Source organism: Acinetobacter sp. X9, from assembly GCF_054889255.1.
Genome location: NZ_CM142679.1, coordinates 2,298,334 through 2,323,978 on the forward strand (window position 1 = coordinate 2,298,334; position 25,645 = coordinate 2,323,978).

Sequence of the window (25,645 nt, forward strand, 5' to 3'; positions counted from 1 at the left end):
CATCACATTGATGTTTTCTGCATGTAGTAAAAGGACGAGACTATGATTCGTGATCAGGAAACCTTAGATCAACTTGTTGATATGATTCGACAATTTGTTGAAGGTGTATTAATTCCTCATGAGAATGAAGTCGCTGAAACGGATGAAATTCCTCAAGATATCGTTGAGCAAATGAAAGCTCTCGGTTTATTTGGTTTAACCATTCCTGAAGAGTACGAAGGTCTTGGCCTGACGATGGAAGAAGAAGTCTATGTGGCTTTTGAATTAGGTCGTACCTCTCCTGCTTTTCGCTCTCTCATTGGGACCAATAATGGCATTGGCTCAAGTGGCCTGATTATTGATGGGACCGAAGCACAAAAATCATTTTTCTTGCCACGTTTAGCACGTGGTGAAGTGATCAGTTCGTTTTGCTTAACCGAACCAGATGCAGGCTCTGATGCCGCCTCTTTAAAAACCAGCGCAGTAAAAGACGGTGACTTTTATATTTTAAATGGCACCAAACGCTTTATTACCAATGCTCCTCACGCTGGTGTATTTACAGTCATGGCACGTACAAACCCTGATATTAAAGGCGCTGGTGGCATTTCTGCTTTTATTGTCGATAGCCAAACTCCGGGCATTTTTCTTGGCAAACGCGATAAAAAAATGGGACAAAAAGGTGCCCATACCTGTGACGTTATTTTTGAAAATTGTCGCATCCCTGCTTCAGCGCTCATTGGTGGTGTTGAAGGTGTCGGTTTTAAAACGGCCATGAAAGTACTCGATAAAGGCCGTTTGCATATTGCGGCCTTGAGCGTCGGCGCAGCAACAAGAATGTTAGATGATTCTTTAAATTACGCTATCGAACGCAAGCAATTTGGACAACCGATTGCCGAATTTCAACTCATTCAAGCCATGCTTGCTGACTCAAAAGCTGAAATTTATGCAGCTAAATGTATGGTCTTAGACGCTGCCCGCCTACGCGATGCAGGACAAAACGTTAGCACCGAAGCTTCTTGCGCAAAAATGTTTGCAACCGAAATGTGTGGCCGTGTTGCTGATCGCTGCGTACAGATTCACGGCGGTGCGGGCTATATCAGTGAATATGCCATTGAACGTTTTTATCGAGATGTTCGTCTGTTCCGTCTTTATGAAGGGACCACTCAAATTCAACAAATGATTATTGCCCGAAACATGATTCGCGCTGCGTCTTAATCAAGTTTTAAGCACTTTAAAACGATTTGAAGTGCTATTTATCAAATGTAGGTAATGGATTATGGCTACAAATTACAAAGAAGGTCTTTCTCGTATACAGCCTCATACGTGGAAAATAGCTTTTATTTTTGCTTTTCTAGCACTGTTGGTAGATGGTGCAGATTTGATGCTACTGTCTTATAGCTTAAATAGTATTAAGGCAGATTTTGGATTAAGTTCAGTACAAGCAGGTATGCTTGGCAGTTTCACATTGGCAGGCATGGCTGTTGGTGGGATTTTTGGGGGATGGGCGTGCGATAAATTTGGTCGTGTGCGTATTGTGGTTATTTCTATTTTAACTTTCTCGCTCCTCACCTGTGGCTTAGGTTTCACCCAAAGCTTTCTTCAGTTTGGTATTTTAAGATTTTTTGCATCACTGGGTTTAGGTTCACTTTATATCGCCTGTAATACCCTCATGGCCGAGTATGTCCCAACCCGTTATCGCACCACAGTACTGGGCACTTTACAAGCAGGTTGGACGGTTGGCTATATTGTTGCGACTTTGCTTGCAGGTTGGATTATTCCTGATTATGGCTGGCGCATGCTGTTTTATGTTGCGATTATTCCTGTTGTTATTGCTTTCCTCATGCATATTCTTGTACCAGAACCAGAAGCATGGCAAAAGTCTCGACTACAACAACCAGTTGTGGCTCAAAATGCTCAAAAAACTTCGGCATTTAAGCTTATTTTCCAAGATAAACGAAACCGCAATATGTTTATCTTATGGGCTTTAACCGCAGGCTTTTTACAGTTTGGCTACTATGGTGTAAATAACTGGATGCCGTCATACCTTGAAAGTGAACTGGGTATGAAATTTAAGGAAATGACCGCCTATATGGTAGGTACATATACCGCTATGATTTTAGGTAAAGTTCTTGCGGGCATGATGGCCGATAAATTAGGACGTCGTTTTACCTATGCCTTTGGTGCAATCGGCACTGCTATTTTCCTACCTCTGATTGTTTTTTATAACTCGCCAAGCAACATTCTATATTTACTGGTGACCTTTGGTTTCCTCTACGGCATCCCGTATGGCGTAAATGCAACCTACATGACTGAAAGCTTTGCGACCGCTATTCGCGGTACAGCCATTGGCGGTGCTTATAACGTTGGACGTTTAGGTGCTGCTTTAGCCCCTGCAACTATTGGTTTCTTAGCCTCTGGCGGGTCTATTGGTTTAGGTTTTGTCGTCATGGGTGCTGCCTACCTGATTTGTGGCGTGATACCAGCCCTATTCATTAAAGAAAAATTATATGACCCTCAAAAGTCATAAAAAGATCTATCAGATAGGTCATATGCCTATCTGATTGATGGTGCTAACGATCTAAACATTAGTTTTAAATCATTAGCCGGAAATAAGGAATTTACTCATTAAAGTTATTCCTTATTTCCACATATGTAGAGTGTATCTACTCTTCATTTTAATTTTTTAGGTAAGCTTAGCTCCCAAGGGAGCTAAGCTTAAAAATAGTAACGTGGCTTTGTGTACATAGAAATTCCAATAATACAAACTCACAACCCCACCTGCGCTATGCTTAAAACAGCAATAGATAAGAACAAAAGCGGTGGAACATAATCAAACCATGATGCTCTTTGTATAATAGTTTTTAATTTTCGCGCCATTGCTCCAACTGCCATATTCACACAAATACCTCCAAAATTAAAAATTAGCCCATATAAGAGAAAATACAGCCAAGCTGGGTGAGAATCTGAAGGTACAAATTGTGGTAACAAGCTAACAAAAAAGAGGCCAATCTTTGGGTTAGATAAATTAATCAACATCCCTTTGCTAAATGTATGGCGGGCTGATTCTGAAGAGTTTTGAGAAAGAATATTGAGGCTTTCTATTGATTTACACTTAGGCCAAGATAGATATGCTAAATAAATGAGGTACAAAGCACCCATGAATTGAATAACTTTGTATAGCATAGGAATTTCTTGAAAAATAACCATTAACCCAAATGCCGTTAACAAAACATAGAAGAAGACACCAAACTCCACCCCTGCTGCTGCCTTTAATCCTGCTTTTATTCCATATTTTGATGATTGATTCATTACATAAATCATAGCAGGACCTGGTGATAGATTAATAATCAACACAGTTATAATAAAGGTTAAAAAATTATAGTTCACACCTATTCTTCCATTAAGTATTTCTTAAAAATATAATTATTTAGAGAAACTTACTTAGAGTTCACCTTCATTAAAGAAGTTAATTTGACAATTTTAAATAAGAGAATTCTTGGGTATCCATCCATCTACTCATTAATAATTATTTATTAATATTTTCATAGATGAGCTTTATATTCTAACCACCAGACTTATCAAAAAGCTCATTATTTAATCTTCCAATAGATATAGGGATTCACTTAAAAGTTGATTCTTAGATATCGTTTACAATTAACTGATATCTACACTACTATCTTTCAGAATTAAAATATAATAATAAATAAAAACTTACAACCACATTCACAACTATAAAAAAACTATTTTTTCATTAAAGTTATTATATACTTATTATCTTTATTAAAACTAAAACACTTAAATACCTCATTAAATACACCTTAATAGTTTGATCTTAATTTAGCCATAACAGTGGATAAAAAATTAGCTCAAACAAGGAAAATAAAGCCTTTAGTTGCGTTGTCTCATGAAAATTTAAATCTCAATTTTACTACCTAATGTCAGGTAATTATTTATTTTGACTAACAAATATTTTATTTAAAAAAATAAATTAATTTATTAGTAATTTTTAAAAATAAATATTTTGCTTAAAAATTGAGCAATTGTGTCATAGCACTCTAAAATTATTTTATTTTTATAAATCTACATATTCAAAATCCCAAGAAAAATTTTATCAAAAAAAACATTAATTTACATATATTTAATCAACAACCCATCAAATATCAAATGATAATAAATATCATCTACAAAGTATAATAGACTAAATTCCAACCAAAATAAAACTCTATATTTTTTAAAAAATCATAATTTTTATAGAATTAAATAAAAAACAATAGGTACAATTAGATTAAAAAAATAACACTTAGAAAATATAGTAAATTTTTCTATTGTTTTTTTACGGATGTATATTTAGATTTAATTAATATGATTTAAATCATGACAATATTTTTTAATAAAATTAAGGTGGCTTTAGGCTCGCTTAATACTTCTCATAATATTTTAAGGAGGAAATATTATTACGAAAAAATATATGATTTCGCAAAACAAATTAATTGTATTGCTGTAATTAATCATAGAAATATACCGAAAGGTAAAATATATTCAATTAGGAAAGATTAAAAACTCATGAAACTTAAAACAAAATTTTCTCATCTCGCTTATAGTTGTGCATTAATATTATTCGGTTCGGTGCAATTTGCTCATGCAGCTCCCTTACTTACTCCCCATGTTACAAATGAAGTAAGCCCTGCACCTACAGCAAATGCATGGATAGAAATTGATACTCAAGCTTTTGAAGATAATATTAAAAGGACAAATCAGTTACTTAATGGCAAAACACAACTTTGTATAGTCATGAAAGCTAACGCATACGGCCATAGTATTGACCTACTTATGCCAAGTGTTATGAAGTTAAACGTATCTTGTATTGGCATTACTAGTAATGCTGAAGCGGCTATGGTGCGTAAACATGGCTATAAAGGCAAAATTACACGTTTACGTACCGCCACAGATAGTGAAATTATCAATGCACAGGCTTTAAATATTGAAGAGCTTTTAGGTAATTATGACCAAGCTGCCCGTATGTCTAAATGGGCAGAAGCGAACAATACAACTGTTCATTACAGCTTGGCTTTAAATTCGGGTGGTATGGATCGTAATGGTCTTGAAATGTCTACGGCTCTAGGCAAAGAACAAGCTGTGGCGATCACCAAACTTCCCCATCTTAAAATTGACGGCATTATGACCCACTATGCCGTAGAAGATGAAAAATTTGTCCGTGAGCGTCTGGCGCAATTTAATGAACAAACTGCATGGTTGATTAAAAAAGCCAAACTGAATCGTAAAGAATTAACATTACATACCGCTAATTCATTTGCTACTGTAAATGTTCCTGAATCACATTTAGATATGGTTCGTGCAGGCGCAATTATATATGGGGATTTTCCTAATCACCCTGAATTTAAAGGTATGATGGCATTTAAAACACAAATTGCCGCGGTTAATAATTACCTGAAAGATTCAACTGTAGGTTATGACCAAACCTATACTTTGAAACGTGACTCTAGACTCGCAAACCTCCCTGTAGGTTATTCGGATGGCTACCGTCGTAGTTTTAGTAATAAAGCTTTTGTATTAATAAATGGACAAAAAGCGCCAGTGGTTGGTCGAGTATCAATGAATACTGTTATGGTTGATGTAACAGATATTCCAGAGGCCAAAGCAGGTGATGAAGTTGTATTATTTGGTCGTCAAGGCAATGCGGAAGTTAAAACGAGTGATTTAACGAGTCTTACAGGTCATATTTTGACAGAAGCCTATATCCCTTGGAGTAACTCTAACCCACAAGTGATTAAACCCCTTCAATCTCAGCAACAAGTGATATTAACCAATAATAAAGTTGCGGCAAAGGCCAACTAAACTTTAGGTGAAGTGATAGGTAGCCCTATATTTTGAAAAGTATCGGGCTACTTTTAGCCGAATTACATCTTTTAAGCGATTTTATTCCATCCAGTTTTTTACATAAAAAAGAGCATTTGCATGCCCTTTTTATTTTTTATCTAGCCTTTAGCTTGCGTGCTTAAAACTATCAATTTGCTTAATCTCATAAGGCAAACCAACATAGTTTTCGGCCAATGTGGTTTTACCTGCGATCGAGCCAAGCACATAACCTAACTCGGCTTGTTTAATCTTGTGATCAAACTCGCTCTCAGTTTCAAAACGATGCAATAAATGAGTCATCCACCAAGAAAAACGCTCAGCTTTCCATACACGTTGTAGGCATTTTTCTGAGTATTCATTTATACCTTGCTCGGAACCTTCGATATAATATTCAACTAGCGCACTTGATAAATAAGCAATATCAGAAGCCGCGAGATTGAGGCCTTTTGCTCCTGTCGGTGGAACAATATGCGCAGCATCGCCAGCTAAAAATAGTTTTCCGAAACGCATTGGTTCGGTCACAAAGCTACGTAACGGCGCGATACTTTTTTCAATAGAAGGTCCTGTCACTAACTTTTCACGGCTTTCAGGGTCTAGGCGGTTTTTTAACTCATCCCAGAACTTTTCATCCGACCAATCTTCGACGTGATCTGTTAAAGGAACTTGTAAATAATAACGGCTACGTGTTTCTGAACGCATACTACATAAAGCGAATCCACGCTCTGACTGTACGTAAATGAGTTCATCGGCTACAGGTGGCACATCGGCCAACACTCCTAACCAGCCAAACGGATAAACTTTTTCAAACGTCTTAATTTTATCTTCTGGCACGCTGGCACGGCAGACACCATGGTAGCCATCACAACCAGCAATAAAGTCACACTGAATTTGAAAAGCTTTACCTTGATACTCAAACTCAACTTTTGGTGCAGTGTAAAAATCTTTCACTTGTACATTTTGAGCTTCATAAAATGAAGTGAGCTGCTCTGCTTCACGCGCAGTCATTAAATCTTTAGTCACTTCGGTCTGCCCATATACGGTTACTTGTTTGCCACCCGTGAGTGCTGCCAAATCAACGCGATGCAATTCACCATTGGTTAAGATTTCAATGCCCGAATGCGGTAATCCTTTGTCTTTTAAATTTTGGTCAACACCTGCTTGTTTCAGTAAGTCGACCGAAACTTGCTCTAAAATTCCTGCACGAATCCGTGAAGCCACATATTCAGCACTACGTTGCTCAACAATAATATGGTCGATACCAGCTTTATATAGAAGTTGCCCAAGCAATAACCCTGCTGGTCCAGATCCAATAATTGCAACCTGTGTCTTTAAAATATCCATAACTTCATCCTTGTTTCATCCTGACTTTTAAATTACTGGCTTTAAGTTTTGTGCACTATGTATCCAAGACGAAAATAACCGTTTATCATTTAGTTTGTCCGAATAGCGGACAGAAACAACCAAAATAACAGGAATGAAAGGATGCCTTCTCTCGATGCTTTTTTAGAGCACCCGAACTCGCATGAGAAAATTCGTCAAGAAGATTATATTGCAGGCTTAGCAAAAGGCTTGGCTTTGCTGGAAGCCTTTGGAACAGATCGCCAGCGGCTTAATGTCACTCAAGTGGCTGAGCGAACCGGTATTAGCCGTACAGCGGCAAGGCGTTATCTAAAAACTTTAAAGTACTTAGGCTATTTAGAAACCGATGAACATTACTTTTGGCTCACTCATCGGGTGCTGCGCTTTTCGAGTTCTTATTTAAGCTCTGCCCATCTGCCTAAAGTTGCTCAGTCATTTTTAAATCTTTTGTGTGCGCAGACGTCGCTGACTTTCTCAATTGTGGTGTTAGACGATAACGAAGTGGTGCCAATTGCGCGTAGCTATTTACCACAGCAAGATAATTTACGTGTAAGCCCTTATGGTATGCATTTAGGAAACCGACTGCCTGCCCATGCCACGTCTACAGGTAAAGTATTGCTGGCAGCACTGCCCGAAGAAGCTCAGCACGCGTGGGTAAAAAATTATGGTTTAAAGCGTTTGACCCCGTTTACCATTGTAGATGAGTCAAAGTTTTTTGAAGTGCTTAAAGGTATTTCGTTATCGGATTATTGTCTTTCTAAAGAAGAACATGAGCTTGGCGTAATTGCGATTGCTGTGCCCGTTTTTAACGCACAAGGTCAAGCCATAGCAGCGCTTAACTGCATGTCTCAAACCAACCGAGTACAAGAAGACTATTTGGTTCAGCAAATTTTGCCATTGCTGCGCAACACGGCAAATGAACTTAGAAATGTGATTTAAATAAACTGAAACTCTTGTGATCAATTAGAGGTACAAGAGTTTCAGCTCATGATTTTAAATGGCGAATTCTTTGACTTGCTGATTTGCCAGATCTAATGCGTTGCTGCGATAGGCCTGCATGTCTAAGCCTTCTGCATAGATAAAATCGACGTCATGAATGCCCATTAGCCCTAACACTGCTTTGAGATAAGGCGTGACTGCCTCAGTTTCTTGACCGACATGAATACCACCCCGACTACTTACCACCACAGCTTTTACCCCTTCAACCAAACCTTGAGGATAAGTTTCGGTGTAGCGGAATGTTTGTCTTGCTCGTGCCACCAAATCAAACCAGTTTTTGAGTTGAGTCGGGACATTTAAGTTGTACATCGGTGCGCCAATAATTAGTAAATTAGCACTTTTTAATTCAGCAATTAATTCGTCCGACAAAGCAACAATTTGCTGAATGTCTTGATTTACATTTTCAGCCCCACGAAGCGCCTGAAAAATTTCTAAATCTAATACAGGCAGGTTCATTTCAGCTAAATTGCGTATGGTGATGTCATCTTGCAAACCTTGGTCTTTACGGTGTTCAAGCATGATATCGATTAGGCGATTGGTTTGTGAACCCTCACCCATAATGCTGGATTTTAATACCAATATTTTAGCCATGACCATCTCCAATTTTTTGATGAAGTCATATTACTCTTACAATAAATTCAACAGTGGTGATATTATTTCTTAATATTGGTTCCATTTAGGCAACAATCATGCAACATGAACTCAGTGCAATTTCTATATTTGTGACGGTGGTTGAAGCTGGAAGTTTTGTAAAAGCTGCCGAGCAATTGCATTTAACTCGCTCAGCCATTAGTAAAAATATTGCTCGTCTTGAAGATCAGCTTGGCGTTGCTTTATTTAAAAGAACAACACGTTCGCTCAGCATGACTGACGAAGGCGCTTTGTTTTATGAGCATAGCCGCCGAGCGTTAAGTGAAATACAAAATGCCGCGGCCCTGTTAGACCAAGGGAAAATTAATGCAACAGGCCGGTTAAGAATGTCTGTGCCAGTGCTGTTCGGGCAACTCTTTGCTGCCCCGCTCATGGTTAAATTTGCTCAGCAGCATGCGGACTTACAGCTAGAAATTTCATTTAATGATCGAAATGTAGACTTGGTCGAAGAAGGTTTCGATTTATGCATCCGCATTGGTTCACTGCCTGACACCACTCAGTTGGTTGCCAAACCGATCGGTGAGCATCGAATGCTACTTTGTGCCTCACCTGACTATTTGAATAAAGCAGGTCCTCTACAAAATATTGAAGACTTAGACCAGCACGCCACGATTGCCGATCCGCATTTTGGTCAAATGCAGAAATGGCGACTTCAAAAGGAAAATGCAGAACCTTTATTTATAAAACCCAAAGCAAAACTTCTTTTAAATGACTTACAAGCCATTAAAAATGCAGCGCTTGCTGGAGCTGGTATCGCTTGGCTACCCGACTGGCTCATTCAAAATGAATTACAGAAAGGTAAGCTCGTACAAGTGTTAGAAACCATGTCGAGCATTGCTTTTCCGATTCATTTGGTATGGCCTACACTGCCTTTTATGCCGCTAAAAACCCGTCTTGCAATTGATTATTTGGCGCAGCATTTACCCCCTGAACTGAACAAACAAGATTAAAAAAACCTTGCCCACTTGAACAAGGGTTTTTTAATACCCAAAGCCAACGTTTATTGCTTATATTCAAATGCATTGACCGTCTTATTCGCATTAAGGAAACAATCCAACATCTTTTCCCGATCAATTGCCCCATCTGAACTTAAAAGCTGAATGATTGCGCCTTCAATCATATATAAAAATAGTTTGGCGTCTTGAAAAGTCGCATCGTTTTTTAGTTTTATAAGCTGGCTATAGATTTCATTCAGCAGCCATGTGCGATATCTCACTGCGGTGATATAGGCTTTTGGATAGGTCAGTTTCGTTTCAAACATGGCTTTAAATAAGAGGTAATACATCCCCTCTACATCGGTATGTAAGAAATAAAGCTGTTTGAGTTTATCGGTCGCGCTTGTGTCTTGGCCGTACTCAACAATTGAGACCACTTTTTCTTTTAATCGTTCTTTCTGGACGATCAAGCAGATTTCAATAAACCGCTCTTTTGAATGAAAAAAGTTATAAAAAGTCGCTTTGGTAATTTCACACTCTTTCACGATTCGATCTACCCCAACGGTATGAAAGCCACGATGGTGAAATAAATCAATCGACTTGTTGATGACTTGTATGGCACGGGAAGAAAGCACTAACTTTGGCATAGTTTTACCGTTATAAATTCTTGTTGTTTCTAAATGAGATACTTTTTTGGGAGAAAAAAAGGCATAGCAAAGCCGTAAAGACTGTGCTTGGCACATCTCAAGTTTTGTTGTTGCTAAGTTTTAAGTAAAAATGACTTTAAGCCTGAAAACCTTAGAGTGTTCAAGCTGCTTTAATTTTTAAGCTGTGTCGTTATAGCTTTTGGCATTGAGAGCCAAGAAATAATGGATGTGCAAAGCCAACTCCTTTTTATTGGGAGTTCTGCCGACATTAAAATTATGGTGGCAGAACGAGAAAGGGTTCGCGGACTGGGTAAGATAAACCAGCACACCCGAAGGTGTCCCTCTCCCGTCCTACCGCTACGGGAGGAGACGAGGAGTCTACACATAAGACTATCCCTCAGAAAGGAATAAATCTGATGTGATCTTACAGCGGTCCGCGACGACCGACTGGCAATGTGGCCAGCAGGCAAAGAATAGTGCCCAACCCTATTGCAGTCAAGCACACAAAATGCCATTTGTTTTAAATTAAATCATTAGAAAAGTAAGACTAAATAATGAGGGAGTTATTGTTAAGTGGGAGTGATAGAGGTGGGAAAATAGATATTTTTAAAATGAAAATTCTATATAGACAATAATCAAATTTCTAGAATATAAGTAGTCAATCCTGTTGTTAACAGTAAGAAAAATAATTTATCATCTATAAAATTAATTTTTAAAAATAAATTCTTTTTTTATCTGCACTTATTAAATACAAAGGTAGTTCGAAATGTATAACTTAATTTCATCAGGTCAGGAATTATATAGTCTAGAAAAACATTTCGGAATAATTTGTAATCGGCATCCACATCTAAAATTACTAGAATCACAATGGCGCTTCGACCAAGAACTTATTAGCAAAGCTCTGCAAAATGTAAGTTCTATTTTTCCGCATTATAGTCGTCATGATGTATCCCATTCACGACAAATCATTGTAAATATTGAAAGATTACTGGGAGATAAAATTAAATTCTTGAGTGCAACTGACACATGGCTAATTTTAGAAGCAGCATATAATCATGATATCGGGATGGTCATTACTCAAAAACAAATCGAAGATATGAACACTCCTGAATTTGAAGAATTTGTACATTCTTTAAAAGCTAGTAGTGATGATAAGTTAAAAGGATTTGCTAAAAAATGGATTAAAAATAAAGCCTTGTTACCTCAAAAAGCTGCAGCTCATGACTTTTTTCATCAATACATTCAGCTTTTAGCCGAATGGTACAGACAAAAACATCCTACAAATTCTGCAAAAATAGTAAGGAATCCAGTTGAAGAAATTGGTTTGAATTCATCAAGAAATGAATTATTACCTAAACGACTATTTGATGTTCTTGCTGATATCTGTAAATCTCATGGTGATAGTTTTGAAGATCTTAAAAGATCTTTACCGAAAGCTGAAGCAGGAATGGCTTCTGAAGATTGTCATCCTCTATATGTTGCTTGTTTATTAAGAATGGGGGACTTATTAGATATAGATGATAATCGTTTTTGTCCAGTAATGATGTCAATGTGTGGGCATAACTTACCAAATTTAAGTAAAGCACATTATGATAAGCATCATTCAATTAAGCATTTTAGACTCGATTCAGAACGAATAGAAATAAAATGTTTATGCCCTACCCCTGAATCTTATGAAGCTGCTTATGATTGGTTTAACTGGTTACAGCAAGAATATCATCAACAGACTCAACACTGGGATCAAATAGTACCTTCTAAAGAATTGGGACGCTTACCGACATTAATGACACCTGTGGTTAATATAGATGAACCGTACTTAATATTAAATCAAGGACGAAAGCCAAGCTTTAAGATTAATGAAGAAGCTATTTTAAAATTAGTAAGAGGAACGGGATTATATTCTTCAAAATTTGATTGCATCCGTGAAATTTTACAGAATGCTGTTGATTCAACATTACATAGAATATGGATTGAACATAAAGATGAAATTAAAAATTTAATTCCAACTGATTCTAAATTAAAAGAAATTTACGACAATTATAAAATGACTATAACTTTCGAACCGAAAGAAGAAAACTCAAATCAATGGATACTAAAGGTAAAGGATCAAGGAACTGGTATAAGCTTTAATGATTTACAATATATGTTAGAAATAGGCAGTTCTTCTCAAAATAAAGATAAACAAAGAAGAATTCGAGAAATGCCAAAATGGTTTAGACCCTCAGGAGCATTCGGTATTGGTTTACAAAGCGCATTTTTAATTTCCAACAAATTTACAATGACTACCTATTCTATTTTAGATAATAAAAAACTAAAAATTAGTTTTAATAGTAAAAGTAAAAGTGTAGTTGTTGAAAAAATAAATAAAAATATTGATTTTGGCACTGAGTTTATAATTGAGATTGATATTGATAGTTTACCAATCAACATATCTTATTCATCCAGTGAAAAATTTTTAATTAGCAAAAAGCTAAGAGAATTCGATTTTATGGATGAAGACTCAAATCTATCCTTTATTGAAACAATTAAAATACATAATAGTATTAATAATTTTCTATTAAAGTCTCCTATTTCCTCTAATTTAAATGAAAACATGAGTGATGAGAAATTATACTTCGATATAGAAACGTCTATTTTGTTTAAAAACATTGAGTTTAATGATTCTAGCTCTCATAATTATTTTAAAAACTACTTCAGAGGTCAGGAGTTTAAAGACTTACACGCATACTTCGAATGTGTTGATTATATTGCGGATTTCTATCACACTAAATCAGAAAAATTCTTAACTTATAATAGAGAAAAAATTTTACCAGATGCTCACGAAAAAGCTTTAAGTTTATTAAAAAAAGGATTATGCAATTATATTGAAAAATATTTCAATGAGTTAGATGAAGAACAAAAACCTTTTGCAGCATTTAGCTATATAGTTCATCTTACAGATAAAAAATATTATGATATTGATGTTAAATATTTAGATTATTTAAATAAATTCCCCATAATTTTAGATGATAAAACGATTTTATTAAAAGATTTAATAGCTAAAATAAAAAATGAAGAAATTAAAAAAATTTCCACTTGTAATGGATTTAGCACTAATCACCTTGAAAATAAAATCCCCCCAAACTTCATTTCCAATGAATCACGTGAAGGCCTATTTCAAATTATAAAATACTTAATTACAAAAGATGACTTTTATTATTATGAAGAATACAATACATATGAATTAGAAATTATATGTTTTCACAAAAAAGATATACAACCTATTTCAAATTCACTATTTAAAGATCTTATTGTCGATAAAATTAATGGGAAGAGATCTCCTATAGGATGTAGAATTATATTTCCAGCTTGGGGATGTTTTAGAAATCTATCAATTAAGAAAAAAATTAATTGGGCTGATATTTACCATTATTCTTCTTACAAAGAAGATTCATTAATCTTACCTTTAAATTTCAAATATAATCTAACAGATCAAAATTTTTATGAAGAATCAGATAACTTTGTTAATTGGATATTTAAACATAGAAAATATGAAGAAACTAAAATTGAAGACATTAAAAGATTAAATAAGGAATTAATTGAACATATTCGCAACATTCTTAAAGATAGCAACCTTAAAAAAATAGAAAATAAATTTGATATATAGAGTTTTTTAAATAAGGTTTATAAAGTATCTAGCCAATTTTACTTATTAATAAAAAGCCTCTGCTTTCACAGGGGCTTTTTTCAAAACCTACCCCATATCACGGCGCAAGTCTGTAACACGTAGATGTAAACAACGCGACTCTATTATTCAAACCGTCTGTTATCAACACTTCATAATGCGCAAATTTTTTACTACTGCCGACCTTGGTTGCCGTTGCAAATAACACCTTATCTTTTGCACCGCTCATATAGCGAATATCCGCCTGTAGGCCAGTATATGGCGCATCCCCTGCGTTACAAGCCATCGCAAAAGCAATATCGGCTAAAGAAAATATGACACCACCATGCACACCGCCCAATGCATTCATGTGCTCGTCTTTCACTTTAAGCTGACAACGCGCTTCATCAAAACTTCGATGCAGCACTTGAACACCCAATAGCCCTGCGAATTGATCAACCGCTGTAGTTTCCATTTTTTGCACAAACGTCTCCCTACTCGTGCGAGTATTCCTTAAGTGTTATAAATCTATCTGTATTGAAATCGACTGATTAAAAGCCGTTAAACACTATCTTGTTTAATCTGATAGTTTGAAGAACTAAAGTCCTTATAGGTCAGGCGGTCATCTAGCTCTGAGCTTAAAGGCTGAACTTCTTGCATTGAGTTTAAGCAGCGCTGTGCAAGCTCAATGTATTCTTGCGTGCCTCTGGTTTTCCACTTTTTTTCTTGTTCTGATAAATCGCGTGCTACCTTGGCAGGACTTCCCATTGCCAATACATTTGCCGGAATAATATCTTTGGTTTTGACAAGACTATTTGCGCCAATAATGGTGTTTTCACCAATTTCGGCATAGTCCAAAATTACGCTGTTCATGCCCACCAAAACATTTTTTCCAATACGGCAACCATGTAAAGTTGTGCCATGCCCAATGTGCCCCATTTCCTCAACTAAAGTCACGCTTTGCGGAAAACCATGTACGGTGCAGCTATCTTGTATATTGGCATTTTGCTTAATATGAATACGGCCAAAATCGGCACGCAATGAAGCAAATGGCCCTACATATACGCCTGCTTCAATAATCACATCACCAATTAAAACAGCGGTTGGGTGTACAAAAGCCTCTGGGCTTACTACCGGAATAACACCGTCAATACTATAACAAGGCATGATTTAACCTCTCATTTGTCGCAACCAAACCTCCGAAACGGCGCCAATAGTGTGCTGTGGCATTTGGCATAGGCCCTTCTGCTGTTGCAGCAACAGACAAGAAGTATTCATCCGCAGGTTCAAATACTTTTTTATAAATGTTCATTGATAAAGTTCGTGCACTAATCGCAGGCCAGTCAGTTGGCAACAACTCAAGCGGTAATGCAGGGTCTTTCAATAAAATCCGTCGATAATAATGAATCAGCAAAGTTCGAATTTGAAAGGCCTGAACAGGTTCGAGTTGTTCGTTTTCCTGCATCAGCAACACGCCAATTTCTCTAAAAATATCGAGAAACTGTAAATATCTTTGGCGCAATTCATCGATAGGCCAGTTGGTTCTGAGCATACGACCAATGGTATCGACCGAGTTATTAAAGAGCTGCAATGTTTCGGCTTTAAACACCACCACTTGCTCACTCATATTTAAGTCAACCAATAAGCGTTGCAGTTCAATACGGTTACAACCCGGATAAGCCATTAAGTTTGTCGAAATATTGGCAAACCCTAACCATTCGAGTTCTTTCTTTAACAACGCTTTATTTTCAGTGTCGAGGCTAGACATCAGAATAAGATCCCAATAATGGTCCCACTCTTTCATCTGGTCGTTATAAATACGTTGCTCGGCCTGCAAATAAGTCGAACGGCTTGAATCGGTAATGCGATAAAAACTGGTTCTGCCGATTTTGTCTGAACATAACCAATCATTTTTAACTAAACGAAAAACAGAGGTTCTTACAGCGCGGTCATTAAAACCAAATAGCTCTAATAACTGAATCAGGCTTGCAAGACTAATGTTTCCACCCCGATGAAGTACTGAATCTCCAAAAATTGTCGAAATAAGCGAAGTTCCACTTAAGGTCTCATTCTTTACAACAGAATCAATTATTTGCTGTATTTTTGCACTCATACTCATGTCTTGGCGTTTAGTTTCAGGGTATAGATTCTATACCCTGAATGATCTTGATGTTAAGCAATCTGACGCATATCGATTACCCGCTTTGCCTTACCTTCCGAACGAGGTAAGGTCGCTTCCGTTACAACTTCTACAGTAACGCTAATCCCAATCATGGTTTTAATGCGTTTCATCAACTCCTGAGCAAGTTGATTGGCCTGTATAGTACAGTTATGACACATCTCTGTACGAATATGCAAAGTATCCATATGGCCTTTCTTAGTCACCAAAATTTCATAATTTGGAACTAAATGCGGAACTTGCAAAATTTGCTCTTCAATCTGAGTCGGGAAAACGTTTACGCCGCGAATAATCAGCATGTCATCACTACGGCCCACAATTTTATCCATCTTACGCATTGCTAAATTTTCACCAGCGAGCAAACGGGTCAAATCACGAGTACGGTAACGAATAATTGGTAAGCCTTCTTTGGTAATAGTCGTAAAGACTAGCTCTCCAAGTTCGCCATCTTTGCAGACTTCACCCGTTTCAGGGTTAATAATTTCTGGGTAGAAATGATCTTCCCAAATGGTTAATCCCTCGCCCTCACCTAAGCACTGCATCGCAACACCCGGCCCCATCACCTCAGACAAACCATAAATATCGAGTGCTTTAATATTGAGGCGTTCTTCAATTTCACGGCGCAGTTCGTTGGTCCACGGCTCGGCACCAAAAATACCGACTTTTAAAGACGTATTACGTGCCGTACCAAATTGTTGCTCGAGCTTTTCAATAATGCTCACGCAATACGATGGCGTAACCATAATTGCGGTAGGTTTAAAGTCTTGAATGAGCTGAACTTGCTTTTCAGTTTGCCCGCCAGACATTGGAATAACCGTTGCACCTAAGCGCTCGGCACCATAATGTGCACCTAGTCCACCTGTAAATAGTCCGTAGCCATAAGCCACCTGAACCATATCTTTCGCGGTTAAACCTGCCATGCGTAAACAACGCGCAACAATGTCAGACCACGTATTAATATCTTTTTGGGTGTAACCCACCACCGTCGGTTTACCCGTTGTGCCCGATGACGCATGTAAACGCACAATTTGCTCTTGCGGTACGGCAAACATCCCAAACGGATAGTTGTCTCTTAAATCCTGTTTGGTGGTAAATGGAAACTTTGCCAGATCGTCTAAAGTCACGAAGTCATCAGGATGTACACCCGCTTCATCGAACTTTTTCTTATAGACCGGACTATTTTCATATACAAAAGTCAGGGTTTGTTTTAACCGTTTAGTTTGCAGCTCTCTAAGCTCTGCAAGTGTTAATTGTTCAACATTATCCGTTGTAAGGCTGTCCATCGCCTCTCTCCTCATTATGTAATTTTAAAAACCGTCTGAATTAATTTAAGTTTTCCAAAATCAGTGCAACGCCTTGTCCAACACCTACACACATCGTGCAAAGTGCATAGCGTCCACCTCGTTTTTTTAGTTCACGTGTTGCCGTAATCACCAAACGTGTACCGCTCATACCGAGCGGATGGCCTAACGCAATCGCACCGCCATTTGGGTTAACGCGTTCATCGTCATCTTTTAAACCAAGTTCACGCATACAAGCCAAGGATTGGGCCGCGAATGCTTCATTCAGCTCAATCACATCCATCTGATCTAGCGTTAAACCTGTTTGCTTTAAAATTTTCTGCACAGCTGGAACAGGACCTATACCCATATATTTGGGTTCAACCCCTGCACTTGCAATGCCAATTACACGTGCTAAAGGTTTTAAACCATGTGTATCTGCAAATTCACGGTTGGTAATTAATACACAAGCAGCGCCATCATTTACACCAGAAGCATTTCCGGCAGTCACCGAGCCACCTTCTTTTTTAAATGGCGCTTTTAGTTTTGCGAGTGCTTCAAGTGTCGTTTCACGCGGATGTTCATCACGGTTCACCACATTCACATTTTTCTTACGGTCTACAATCTCGACAGGCAAAATCTCATCGTTAAAGAAACCGTTTTGTTGTGCCGCAGCGGTTTTTTGTTGGCTACGCAAGGCAAACGCATCTTGGTCTTCACGACTAATCTGATATTTTTCAGCTACATTTTCCGCAGTTTCCGGCATGCTGTCGGTGCCGTATTGCGCTTTAAGTTGCTTATTTACAAAGCGCCAGCCAATGGTGGTGTCATAAATTTCAGGTGTACGGCTAAACGCTTCGGTCGGTTTAGCTTGTACAAATGGCGCACGGCTCATCGACTCTACACCACCTGCCAACACAAACTGTGCTTCACCGGCCTTAATTGAGCGCGCTGCAAGGCCTACCGCATCTAAACCAGAAGCACACAAACGATTGACGGTCATGGCTGGCACTGTATCAGGTAAGCCTGCCAAGAGTGTTGCCATACGTGCAACGTTACGGTTGTCTTCACCTGCTTGGTTAGCACATCCAAAAAACACTTCGTCTACCGTATTCCACGGTAGGTTCGGGTGTTTATCTTTTAAATATTTGATGGGCAATGCAGCTAAATCATCTGCACGTACTGCACTTAAGGCACCTGCATATCGTCCAATTGGGGTACGAATAAAATCGCAAATTAAAACGTCTTCCATGTTGACTCCTGATTATGCAAATTCAGTCATATCACGTGAATATTGGGTAGCAATGTTTTGAGTTTTTGCTACATATTGCTTGAGATAGATACTCGCGCGATATTTTTCCTCTCCATACAGTGCATATAAGTTATTTAAGGTTTGGAGCACATAAGCACCGCCCATTTGTGTCAACCACTGGTAAGGGCCTTTAGGATAATTCACTCCATATTTCATGGCATTATCAATATCTTCCAGACTCGCAACACCATGTAAACTTGCTTCACACGCTTCATTAATGAGTAAAGCGATGGTGCGTAAGGTTAACAGTGCCGGATGGTCTTTAATCCACATCACGCTCATGCCAAACTGTGCAAAGTAAGCCTCAACTTTAGCCAGATCACTTGCTTCACAAAGTTCGTTATGACTAAGTACTAAAGCTTCCGCATGCTCAAAATCATGATGCCAATCCATTAAAACTACTTTACGGCTTAAGTAATGAATATTGGCTGACTCACCTTGGCTTAAACGTAAGTCGATATCATCAATTTGAAGGATATTGTCATCACTCGCAGATCCGCTTTTTAAACCTAAACGCGTTAAAAAAGCAGGTAGCTGAGACCAAGTCCCTTTTAGCTGAATATGTGCATCAGTTGGCTTGGCAACCACAGCTTGAGGCTGAAATGTCTCGTACTGATTTTTTTCGTTATAGCTATAAAAGCCTTGTTTTGACTTACGGCCCCAAGCACCTGCATCGACCAATTCTTTTTGAATCAGGCTTGGACGGTAGCGTGGCTCGTAAAAAAACTCTTGGTAAACACTTTGGGTTACCGAAAAGTTAACATCTTGCCCAATGAGGTCGGTGAGTTCACACGGCCCCATCGCAAAACCGCCGCATTGCTTTAAGGCATAGTCTAGCTGGTCGTAGCTGGTGACTTGTTCTTGCAGTGCTCTAAAGCCCTCTGCATAAAATGGACGTGCAATTCGGTTAACAATAAACCCGGGAGTCGACTTGGTGAGTACCGGAATTTTTTTCCAGCCCAACATCAAGTTTTTTAAAGCCAAACATAAGCTGTTTGGTGTCTTTAAGCCTTGTACAATTTCAACCAGTTTCATGACTGGCGCAGGATTAAAAAAGTGTAAACCTACCACGCGCTCAGGATGAGCAATGCCCGCCGAAATTGCAGTTACTGAAATTGAAGATGTATTGCTTGCAAAAATGGTTTGCGCACTACAAATTTCAGCAAGTTGCTTAAATAAAGACTGTTTAACTTCTTTTTTCTCAACAACTGCTTCAATAACCAAGTCAGCATCACGCAGTGCTTCAACTTGATTGACTACCGTTAAACGCGCTAAGGCTTCATCAACTTGCTGTTGTGTGAGCTTGCTCTTTTCAACCAGCTTTTTAAACGTCTGCTCTAAGCCTTGAGCGGCTTGTTGCGCTTTTTGAGCGTCCAGATCATATAAAACGGTCGAGTGCCCATTAACGATGGCTAACTGGGCAATGCCGATGCCCATGGTGCCAGAACCAATAACGGCAATTCGGGCACGAGATAAGTCTAAATCTGTCATGCTTAGCGCCCTTTAAAATTTGGTTCACGTTTATTCATAAACGCTTGTACCCCTTCACGATAATCTTCGGAACGACCCGCAATACGTTGTAAATCACGCTCTAAAAGCATTTGCTCATCAAAGGTGTTATTACTTGATTGATGAATAGCTTTTTTAATGAGAGATAGACCAAATGTAGGCTGTTTCGCTAAACGTTCAGCGAGTTCAGTCACTTTTGCTTTAAGCTCGGCGTCTTCAACAACATCCCAAATCATGCCCCATTCTTTTGCGGTTTCTGCTGGGAGCTTGTCACCTAACAAAGCCAATCCCATCGCACGTGCATGGCCCACGGCACGTGGTAAAAACCATGTACCCGCAGAGTCCGGAACCAAACCTAAGCGACAAAAGGCTTGTACAAAGTTTGCCGATTTAGCTGCAATCACCAAATCACATGCCAGTGCAATATTTGCCCCTGCACCTGCTGCCACACCATTTACGGCACAAATCACAGGCTTTGGCATATTTACAATCGTTTTAATGAGCGGGTTATAGTAAGTTTCAATGGAATATCCTAAATCTGGAGCTTCAGCATTTGGGTCTACTACACGGTCGCCTAAATCTTGCCCTGCACAGAAGCCACGGCCTTCGCCACTAATCACAACACAGCGAACATCCGGATTTTTGGCCCAAAGGTTTAAAACCTCAGCCACTTCGCGATGCATATCAACGTTAAAGCTATTCAGTGCTTTTGGGCGGTTAAATGTCAGGTAGCCAACACCATTTTTTTCTACAGCAATAATATTTTGATAGTCCATCACTCACCTCTAAACACTGGCTTTCTTTTCTCAAAGAAAGCATTAATCCCTTCGTTTCGATCTTTTGTAGCCGCCAGCCAGACAAAGTTTTGACGTTCAAACTTGAGTCCCTGACTTAACGTTGTTTCATGAATACTTTTAATTGATTGTTTAATCACGCGAATCGCTAAAGGCGCTTGTTTCGCAATTTTGGCTGCCAGTTGAACCGCATATTCAACGGTTAATTCGGTCGGAACCACTTGGCTGCAAATGCCGTGTTGCTCTGCCTGTTTTACCGAAATCATCTCACCTGTCATGGCCCAGCGCATGGTGAGTTGTTGTCCAACCAAGCGTGCTAAACGCTGTGTTCCGCCTGCACCCGGCAACATCCCAAGGCCAATTTCAGGTAATGCAAAACGGGCATTTTCACCGCAAATCACCATATCTGAATGCAAAACCAACTCAAACCCAGCGCCTAAGGCATAACCATTGACTGCGCTAATCAGTGGCTTACTAAACGCATCAATTTTTTGCCAAAGCTTCGGACGAATATCGAGTTGCAAAGTCACGGCGTCCATTGCAGCCAACTCGCTAAGATCTGCTCCAGCCGCAAAACATTGTGAGTTACCCGTTAAAACCACCGCTTTGACTTGAGCATTGTGTTCAGCTTCTTCGAGCAAATCGCATAAACACTGCAATGTTGCATTGTTTAAAGCATTTCTTTTTTCCGGACGGTTTAGGGTTAATAACAAAACACCGTCAGTTGCTGTGCTGGCTTTGATCAACTCTTGCATGACAGCCTCTACTCATCAAAACTCAAACGAACATTTGGGCCTTTCGGTAAGGTTTGACAGCTCAGCACATAGCCCTTTTCAACTTCGTCTTTTTCAAGGCTATAGTTAAGGAACATATCGACTTCACCAGAAACAACTTTACAACGACAAGTCGCACACACCCCACCTTTACAGGCATACGGTAAGTCGGCACCAGCACGTAAAGCCGCATCAAGAATACTTTCATCGTCCTGAGCCACAGAAACAATCAGCTCACGACCATCTAAAATGATGTTTACTTTTTCTTCTTTACGATTTGCATCCGCTTCAACACTACGTTTACGCGCTTGGCCTGTGTGGAAACGTTCAGTGTGGATTTTTTCTTTTGCAATACCATAGTTTGGCAAAGTGCTTTCTACGGCATTCATCATTTCGTCTGGACCACAGGCAAACACATGGTCAAAACTCGTTTCAAGCACATCAAAATCAAAAAGCTGTTTTAGCTTTTCTTCATCAATACGACCATTCATCAGTTCACTATCGTTGAACTCACGAGAAAAAATATTGATGAGCTGAAAGCGTTCTTTAAACTGATCTTTCAAATCCATAATTTGCTCGGCAAACATGGTTTGTTTCCATGAGCGATTGCCATAGAGCAAGGTAAATTTCGCTTCAGGTTGTTCAAATAAAACTTGCTTAACAATCGATAAAATTGGGGTAATACCACTGCCCGCAGCAACGCCTAAATAGTTTTGTCCACCGATCTTGGCTGCTTTTTGAAAAAACACACCTTGTGGTGGCATCACTTCAAGCACATCACCCACTTTTAAATGGTCATTTGCCCAGTTTGAAAATTGCCCTTGATCAATTTTTTTAACCGCAATACTGATGTCTTCTTTGCCCGCATAGCTACAAATTGAATAACAACGACGGATTTCACCCGCTTCGGTTAAATGGCGAATGGTTAAGTGTTGACCCGGTTGAAATTGAAATTGTTCTTGTTGTTCAGGTACAACGTCAAATGCAATACAAATTGCCTGATCGGTTTGCGGTGTAATACTTTTTACTTTTAATGGTACAAATTGGCTCATGGCTGATTTCCTTATCTAAAGACTTAAATACATTTGAAGTAATCAAAAGGCTCAAGACAGTCCTGACATTTATAAAGTGCTTTACAGGCGGTAGAACTAAACTCTGTTAACAGTCGGGTATGTCGGCTTTTACAACGTGGGCACTCGACACCATTTGTTAAGTGAACATGAGTTCCACATTGATGCGCCAACCCTTCAGGTGGTGCAATGCCATAAACTTGCAGTTTCTTTTTACCCGCTTCAGACATCCAGTCCGTGGTCCATGCTTCTGATAAATCGACCATGACTTTGACCGGTGTCAAAGCTTCTGCGGCAAATGCCTCCACAATTTGTGCTTTGAGCATATCTGTTGCTGGGCAACCGCTATATGTCGGAGTTAGACGAACAATAATTTCTTGTTGATCGTTAATCTCTACACCGCGAATCATGCCTAAATCCACAACAGATAAAACCGGAATTTCAGGGTCACTTACCGTTTGTAGAACATCCCAACATTGGTCGATGCAATGACGAATCATTTGCATGGCTCACCTCCTTGTCTTACCAGGTCATTCCCGGATAAGTTCTTTGAATACATTGCATTTCAGCCAACAAATAACCCAAATGCTCGGTATGCAATCCTTGTTTCGCACCACGGCGATAAGCACCATTTACAGCAACATTTAATTCAAAACGCTTAAGCTCATCTGCAATGGTTTGGTTCCATTGTTCTTTTTCATTTGAAAAATCTGGAATCACGCCTTGTGCAACTAGTGCTTTTTCGTCTGCATTAAGTTCAAATAACTCAGCGGTAAAGCGCCATAAATTATTTAATCCGCCTTGTACACGTTGATGTGCTTCATCTGTGCTTAAACTTAAACGTTCCATCCAGCTTGTCGAAAAGCGGATGTGATACTTCACTTCTTTTAAAGATTTGACAGCAAGGGCGCTTAATTCAGGAAGTGAGCTTTGCGCTAAAGCAGTAAATAAATGAAGATGATAATGATCCATCAACCACTGGCGTACTATCGTTTGTGCAAAATCACCATTTGGCTGTTCGCACAACAAGAGGTTTAAAAACTCACGTTCTGTACGGAAATACGCAAGTTGGTCTTCATCACGTTGAGCTTCATCATATTGACCTGCCAACGTCAGAAAGTTTCTTGCCTGACCTAACAAGTCCAAACCGATATTTGCTAAGGCAATATCAATTTCTAGCTCAGGTGCATGCCCGCACCATTCAGCCAAACGCTGAGATAAAACCAGTTGACTGTCGCCAATATGTAATAAGAATTTAGATAAAACTGAATGATTCATTTGCCATTCCCCTTACATGTGCTCAATGCCATCTGGGATATGGTAAAAAGTCGGGTGACGATAAACCTTGTCTAGAGAAGGATCGAAAAATTCAGCTTTTTCATCTGGCTGTGATGATTTAATCAGTTCAGAACGAACCACCCAAATGCTAATTCCTTCATTACGGCGCGTGTAAACATCACGAGCATGTTGCAATGCGATTTCATCATCAGGTGCTCTTAAGCTGCCTACATGACGGTGGCTTAAGCCTTGTTTACTACGTACAAATACTTCGTAGAGCGACCAGTTGTTTTTATCTTCCATTTTGATTTCCTCAAATTTTTCCATAAATCTTGTTAAGCCACTTTGTTCGCTTCAAGCTGCTGTTTTTTCGCGTAGACCACTGCTGCATCACGAACCCATTTGCCGTTTTCCCATGCTTTACGGCGTGCTTCGATACGCTCGTGATTACATGGTCCACGTCCGGCAATCACTTCATTAAATTCGTGCCAGTCGATCTCGCCAAACTCATAGTGGCCTGTTTCTTCATTGAACTTTAAATCTGGGTCCGGTACTTCCAAGCCAAGTTGCAACACTTGTGGCACGGTGTTATCGACAAATTTTTGACGTAATTCATCGTTACTAAAGCGTTTGATTTTCCACGCCATGCTTTGTGCGCTGTTTGGTGAATGCTCATCACTTGGACCAAACATCATGAGTGCTGGCCACCAATAGCGATTTACCGCATCTTGTGCCATCTGTTTTTGTTCTGGCGTACCGTTTGCCAAAGCCATCATGGCTTCAAAACCTTGGCGTTGATGGAAACTTTCTTCTTTACAAATACGTACCATTGCACGTGCATATGGCCCGTAAGAAGTACGGCAAAGCGCAACTTGGTTCACAATGGCTGCCCCATCGACAAGCCAACCAATTGCAGCGACATCTGCCCAAGTCAAAGTTGGATAGTTAAAGATTGATGAGTATTTCATTTTCCCATCAATTAATTTTTCCATCATGTCATCACGGTCAGCACCTAAGGTTTCTGCCGCGCTATACAGATATAAACCATGACCTGCTTCATCTTGTACTTTCGCGAGTAAAACCGCTTTACGTTTTAAAGTCGGCGCACGAGTAATCCAGTTTCCTTCAGGCAACATACCTACAATTTCAGAATGGCCATGTTGCCCGATTTGACGAATCAATGTTTTGCGATAGGCATCGGGCATTTGATCCTTAGCCTCGATCGTAATTTCATTGGCAATATTTTGTTCAAATTTCTGGTAATTGTTTTCCATTCTTTCATTCCCTGTAGGCATCACCCTTGAATCTATTTTTCGATACACTAAAAACAAAGTCAATCACTTTTTTAGTATCAAATTAA

23 protein-coding genes are annotated in these 25,645 nt (G+C 39.0%); 6 read left to right on the forward strand and 17 right to left on the reverse strand.

Features of this window, described 5'->3' with window-relative positions:
• Positions 1-42: 42 nt before the first annotated feature.
• Entirely contained in the window at positions 43-1,194 is a 1,152-nt protein-coding gene (locus ACYU0V_RS10945; protein ID WP_461847437.1) for an acyl-CoA dehydrogenase family protein, read from the forward strand.
• 61 nt (positions 1,195-1,255) lie between these two features.
• A complete protein-coding gene (locus ACYU0V_RS10950; protein ID WP_461847438.1) occupies positions 1,256-2,506 on the forward strand; it encodes an MFS transporter in 1,251 nt (416 codons plus the stop codon).
• Positions 2,507-2,745: 239 nt separating this feature from the next.
• Here ACYU0V_RS10950 and ACYU0V_RS10955 read toward each other — a convergent pair whose 3' ends face one another.
• Complete coding sequence (locus ACYU0V_RS10955; RefSeq protein ID WP_347745910.1) at positions 2,746-3,366, reverse strand: LysE family translocator; 621 nt, start codon at positions 3,364-3,366, stop codon at positions 2,746-2,748.
• A gap of 1,176 nt (positions 3,367-4,542) precedes the next feature.
• On the opposite strand from ACYU0V_RS10955, the gene alr reads away from it, so the two are divergent.
• On the forward strand, positions 4,543-5,835 hold the full coding sequence (gene alr, locus ACYU0V_RS10960; protein ID WP_373883135.1) for an alanine racemase: 1,293 nt from the start codon (positions 4,543-4,545) through the stop codon (positions 5,833-5,835).
• Positions 5,836-5,982: 147 nt separating this feature from the next.
• Here alr and pobA read toward each other — a convergent pair whose 3' ends face one another.
• On the reverse strand, positions 5,983-7,197 hold the full coding sequence (gene pobA / locus ACYU0V_RS10965) for a 4-hydroxybenzoate 3-monooxygenase (protein WP_461847439.1): 1,215 nt from the start codon (positions 7,195-7,197) through the stop codon (positions 5,983-5,985).
• A 141-nt stretch (positions 7,198-7,338) separates the two neighbouring features.
• Here pobA and pobR point away from each other — a divergent pair, with 141 nt between their 5' ends.
• Positions 7,339-8,154 carry an IclR family transcriptional regulator PobR gene (pobR, locus tag ACYU0V_RS10970; RefSeq protein WP_005076648.1) on the forward strand — a complete coding sequence of 272 codons (816 nt, stop codon included), beginning with the start codon at positions 7,339-7,341 and terminating at the stop codon, positions 8,152-8,154.
• 54 nt (positions 8,155-8,208) lie between these two features.
• Here the strand turns inward: pobR and ACYU0V_RS10975 are convergent, their stop codons facing one another.
• Positions 8,209-8,805 carry an NAD(P)H-dependent oxidoreductase gene (locus ACYU0V_RS10975; protein WP_461847440.1) on the reverse strand — a complete coding sequence of 199 codons (597 nt, stop codon included), beginning with the start codon at positions 8,803-8,805 and terminating at the stop codon, positions 8,209-8,211.
• A gap of 98 nt (positions 8,806-8,903) precedes the next feature.
• Between ACYU0V_RS10975 and ACYU0V_RS10980 the strand changes: the two genes are divergently transcribed.
• Entirely contained in the window at positions 8,904-9,815 is a 912-nt protein-coding gene (locus ACYU0V_RS10980; protein WP_461847441.1) for a LysR family transcriptional regulator, read from the forward strand.
• 50 nt (positions 9,816-9,865) lie between these two features.
• On the opposite strand, the gene ACYU0V_RS10985 is transcribed toward ACYU0V_RS10980, so the two are convergent.
• A complete protein-coding gene (locus ACYU0V_RS10985) occupies positions 9,866-10,447 on the reverse strand; it encodes a TetR/AcrR family transcriptional regulator (RefSeq protein ID WP_461847442.1) in 582 nt (193 codons plus the stop codon).
• Between the two features lie 766 nt (positions 10,448-11,213).
• On the opposite strand from ACYU0V_RS10985, the gene ACYU0V_RS10990 reads away from it, so the two are divergent.
• Positions 11,214-14,093: an HD domain-containing protein gene (locus ACYU0V_RS10990; protein WP_461847443.1), complete on the forward strand. Its 2,880-nt coding sequence runs from the start codon at positions 11,214-11,216 to the stop codon at positions 14,091-14,093.
• Positions 14,094-14,190: 97 nt separating this feature from the next.
• Here the strand turns inward: ACYU0V_RS10990 and ACYU0V_RS10995 are convergent, their stop codons facing one another.
• The 13 genes from ACYU0V_RS10995 to paaA form a co-directional block, all read right to left on the reverse strand.
• Positions 14,191-14,574: a PaaI family thioesterase gene (locus ACYU0V_RS10995; protein ID WP_461847444.1), complete on the reverse strand. Its 384-nt coding sequence runs from the start codon at positions 14,572-14,574 to the stop codon at positions 14,191-14,193.
• A 77-nt stretch (positions 14,575-14,651) separates the two neighbouring features.
• A complete protein-coding gene (locus tag ACYU0V_RS11000; RefSeq protein ID WP_022574860.1) occupies positions 14,652-15,257 on the reverse strand; it encodes a DapH/DapD/GlmU-related protein in 606 nt (201 codons plus the stop codon).
• Positions 15,244-16,209 (reverse strand): phenylacetic acid degradation operon negative regulatory protein PaaX, encoded by a 966-nt coding sequence (paaX, locus tag ACYU0V_RS11005; protein WP_000062822.1) that lies wholly within the window; start codon positions 16,207-16,209, stop codon positions 15,244-15,246. Before paaX ends, ACYU0V_RS11000 begins: the two co-directional genes overlap by 14 nt.
• Before the next feature lie 53 nt (positions 16,210-16,262).
• A complete protein-coding gene (paaK, locus tag ACYU0V_RS11010) occupies positions 16,263-17,552 on the reverse strand; it encodes a phenylacetate--CoA ligase PaaK (protein ID WP_017481515.1) in 1,290 nt (429 codons plus the stop codon).
• A gap of 40 nt (positions 17,553-17,592) precedes the next feature.
• A complete protein-coding gene (pcaF, locus tag ACYU0V_RS11015; protein ID WP_461847449.1) occupies positions 17,593-18,801 on the reverse strand; it encodes a 3-oxoadipyl-CoA thiolase in 1,209 nt (402 codons plus the stop codon).
• A 12-nt stretch (positions 18,802-18,813) separates the two neighbouring features.
• On the reverse strand, positions 18,814-20,352 hold the full coding sequence (locus ACYU0V_RS11020) for a 3-hydroxyacyl-CoA dehydrogenase (protein ID WP_461847450.1): 1,539 nt from the start codon (positions 20,350-20,352) through the stop codon (positions 18,814-18,816).
• Positions 20,353-20,354: 2 nt separating this feature from the next.
• Positions 20,355-21,146, reverse strand: coding sequence for a 2-(1,2-epoxy-1,2-dihydrophenyl)acetyl-CoA isomerase PaaG (paaG, locus tag ACYU0V_RS11025; RefSeq protein ID WP_372544059.1), 792 nt, complete (start codon positions 21,144-21,146; stop codon positions 20,355-20,357).
• Complete coding sequence (locus ACYU0V_RS11030) at positions 21,146-21,919, reverse strand: enoyl-CoA hydratase-related protein (protein WP_461847451.1); 774 nt, start codon at positions 21,917-21,919, stop codon at positions 21,146-21,148. The genes paaG and ACYU0V_RS11030 overlap by 1 nt, the downstream gene beginning before the upstream one ends.
• Positions 21,920-21,927: 8 nt before the next feature.
• Positions 21,928-22,989, reverse strand: a complete 1,062-nt coding sequence (gene paaE, locus ACYU0V_RS11035; protein WP_086355191.1) for a 1,2-phenylacetyl-CoA epoxidase subunit PaaE — start codon at positions 22,987-22,989, stop codon at positions 21,928-21,930.
• A 23-nt stretch (positions 22,990-23,012) separates the two neighbouring features.
• Complete coding sequence (gene paaD, locus ACYU0V_RS11040) at positions 23,013-23,513, reverse strand: 1,2-phenylacetyl-CoA epoxidase subunit PaaD (RefSeq protein WP_086400000.1); 501 nt, start codon at positions 23,511-23,513, stop codon at positions 23,013-23,015.
• 16 nt (positions 23,514-23,529) lie between these two features.
• The gene (paaC, locus tag ACYU0V_RS11045) at positions 23,530-24,285 is read right to left on the reverse strand and encodes a 1,2-phenylacetyl-CoA epoxidase subunit PaaC (RefSeq protein WP_086400001.1); all 756 of its coding nucleotides are present in this window, start codon (positions 24,283-24,285) and stop codon (positions 23,530-23,532) included.
• A gap of 12 nt (positions 24,286-24,297) precedes the next feature.
• Positions 24,298-24,588, reverse strand: coding sequence for a 1,2-phenylacetyl-CoA epoxidase subunit PaaB (gene paaB, locus ACYU0V_RS11050; RefSeq protein WP_000389648.1), 291 nt, complete (start codon positions 24,586-24,588; stop codon positions 24,298-24,300).
• Between the two features lie 32 nt (positions 24,589-24,620).
• Complete coding sequence (gene paaA, locus ACYU0V_RS11055) at positions 24,621-25,559, reverse strand: 1,2-phenylacetyl-CoA epoxidase subunit PaaA (protein WP_014206395.1); 939 nt, start codon at positions 25,557-25,559, stop codon at positions 24,621-24,623.
• Positions 25,560-25,645 lie beyond the last annotated feature (86 nt).

Bases quoted from the DNA above. Each gene is read 5' to 3' on its own strand.
- ACYU0V_RS10950 (WP_461847438.1), top strand. From the start codon at position 1,256: ATGGCTACAAATTACAAAGAAGGTCTTTCTCGTATACAGCCTCATACG.
- ACYU0V_RS11030 (WP_461847451.1), bottom strand. From the start codon at position 21,919: ATGCAAGAGTTGATCAAAGCCAGCACAGCAACTGACGGTGTTTTGTTA.
- pobR (WP_005076648.1), top strand. From the start codon at position 7,339: ATGCCTTCTCTCGATGCTTTTTTAGAGCACCCGAACTCGCATGAGAAA.
- ACYU0V_RS10980 (WP_461847441.1), top strand. From the start codon at position 8,904: ATGCAACATGAACTCAGTGCAATTTCTATATTTGTGACGGTGGTTGAA.
- paaE (WP_086355191.1), bottom strand. From the start codon at position 22,989: ATGAGCCAATTTGTACCATTAAAAGTAAAAAGTATTACACCGCAAACC.
- alr (WP_373883135.1), top strand. From the start codon at position 4,543: ATGAAACTTAAAACAAAATTTTCTCATCTCGCTTATAGTTGTGCATTA.
- ACYU0V_RS10975 (WP_461847440.1), bottom strand. From the start codon at position 8,805: ATGGCTAAAATATTGGTATTAAAATCCAGCATTATGGGTGAGGGTTCA.
- paaX (WP_000062822.1), bottom strand. From the start codon at position 16,209: ATGAGTATGAGTGCAAAAATACAGCAAATAATTGATTCTGTTGTAAAG.
- pcaF (WP_461847449.1), bottom strand. From the start codon at position 18,801: ATGGAAGACGTTTTAATTTGCGATTTTATTCGTACCCCAATTGGACGA.
- ACYU0V_RS10945 (WP_461847437.1), top strand. From the start codon at position 43: ATGATTCGTGATCAGGAAACCTTAGATCAACTTGTTGATATGATTCGA.
- paaA (WP_014206395.1), bottom strand. From the start codon at position 25,559: ATGGAAAACAATTACCAGAAATTTGAACAAAATATTGCCAATGAAATT.
- paaB (WP_000389648.1), bottom strand. From the start codon at position 24,588: ATGGAAGATAAAAACAACTGGTCGCTCTACGAAGTATTTGTACGTAGT.
- paaK (WP_017481515.1), bottom strand. From the start codon at position 17,552: ATGGACAGCCTTACAACGGATAATGTTGAACAATTAACACTTGCAGAG.
- paaG (WP_372544059.1), bottom strand. From the start codon at position 21,146: ATGGACTATCAAAATATTATTGCTGTAGAAAAAAATGGTGTTGGCTAC.
- paaD (WP_086400000.1), bottom strand. From the start codon at position 23,513: ATGCAAATGATTCGTCATTGCATCGACCAATGTTGGGATGTTCTACAA.
- ACYU0V_RS11020 (WP_461847450.1), bottom strand. From the start codon at position 20,352: ATGACAGATTTAGACTTATCTCGTGCCCGAATTGCCGTTATTGGTTCT.
- ACYU0V_RS10990 (WP_461847443.1), top strand. From the start codon at position 11,214: ATGTATAACTTAATTTCATCAGGTCAGGAATTATATAGTCTAGAAAAA.
- paaC (WP_086400001.1), bottom strand. From the start codon at position 24,285: ATGAATCATTCAGTTTTATCTAAATTCTTATTACATATTGGCGACAGT.
- pobA (WP_461847439.1), bottom strand. From the start codon at position 7,197: ATGGATATTTTAAAGACACAGGTTGCAATTATTGGATCTGGACCAGCA.
- ACYU0V_RS11000 (WP_022574860.1), bottom strand. From the start codon at position 15,257: ATGCCTTGTTATAGTATTGACGGTGTTATTCCGGTAGTAAGCCCAGAG.
- ACYU0V_RS10985 (WP_461847442.1), bottom strand. From the start codon at position 10,447: ATGCCAAAGTTAGTGCTTTCTTCCCGTGCCATACAAGTCATCAACAAG.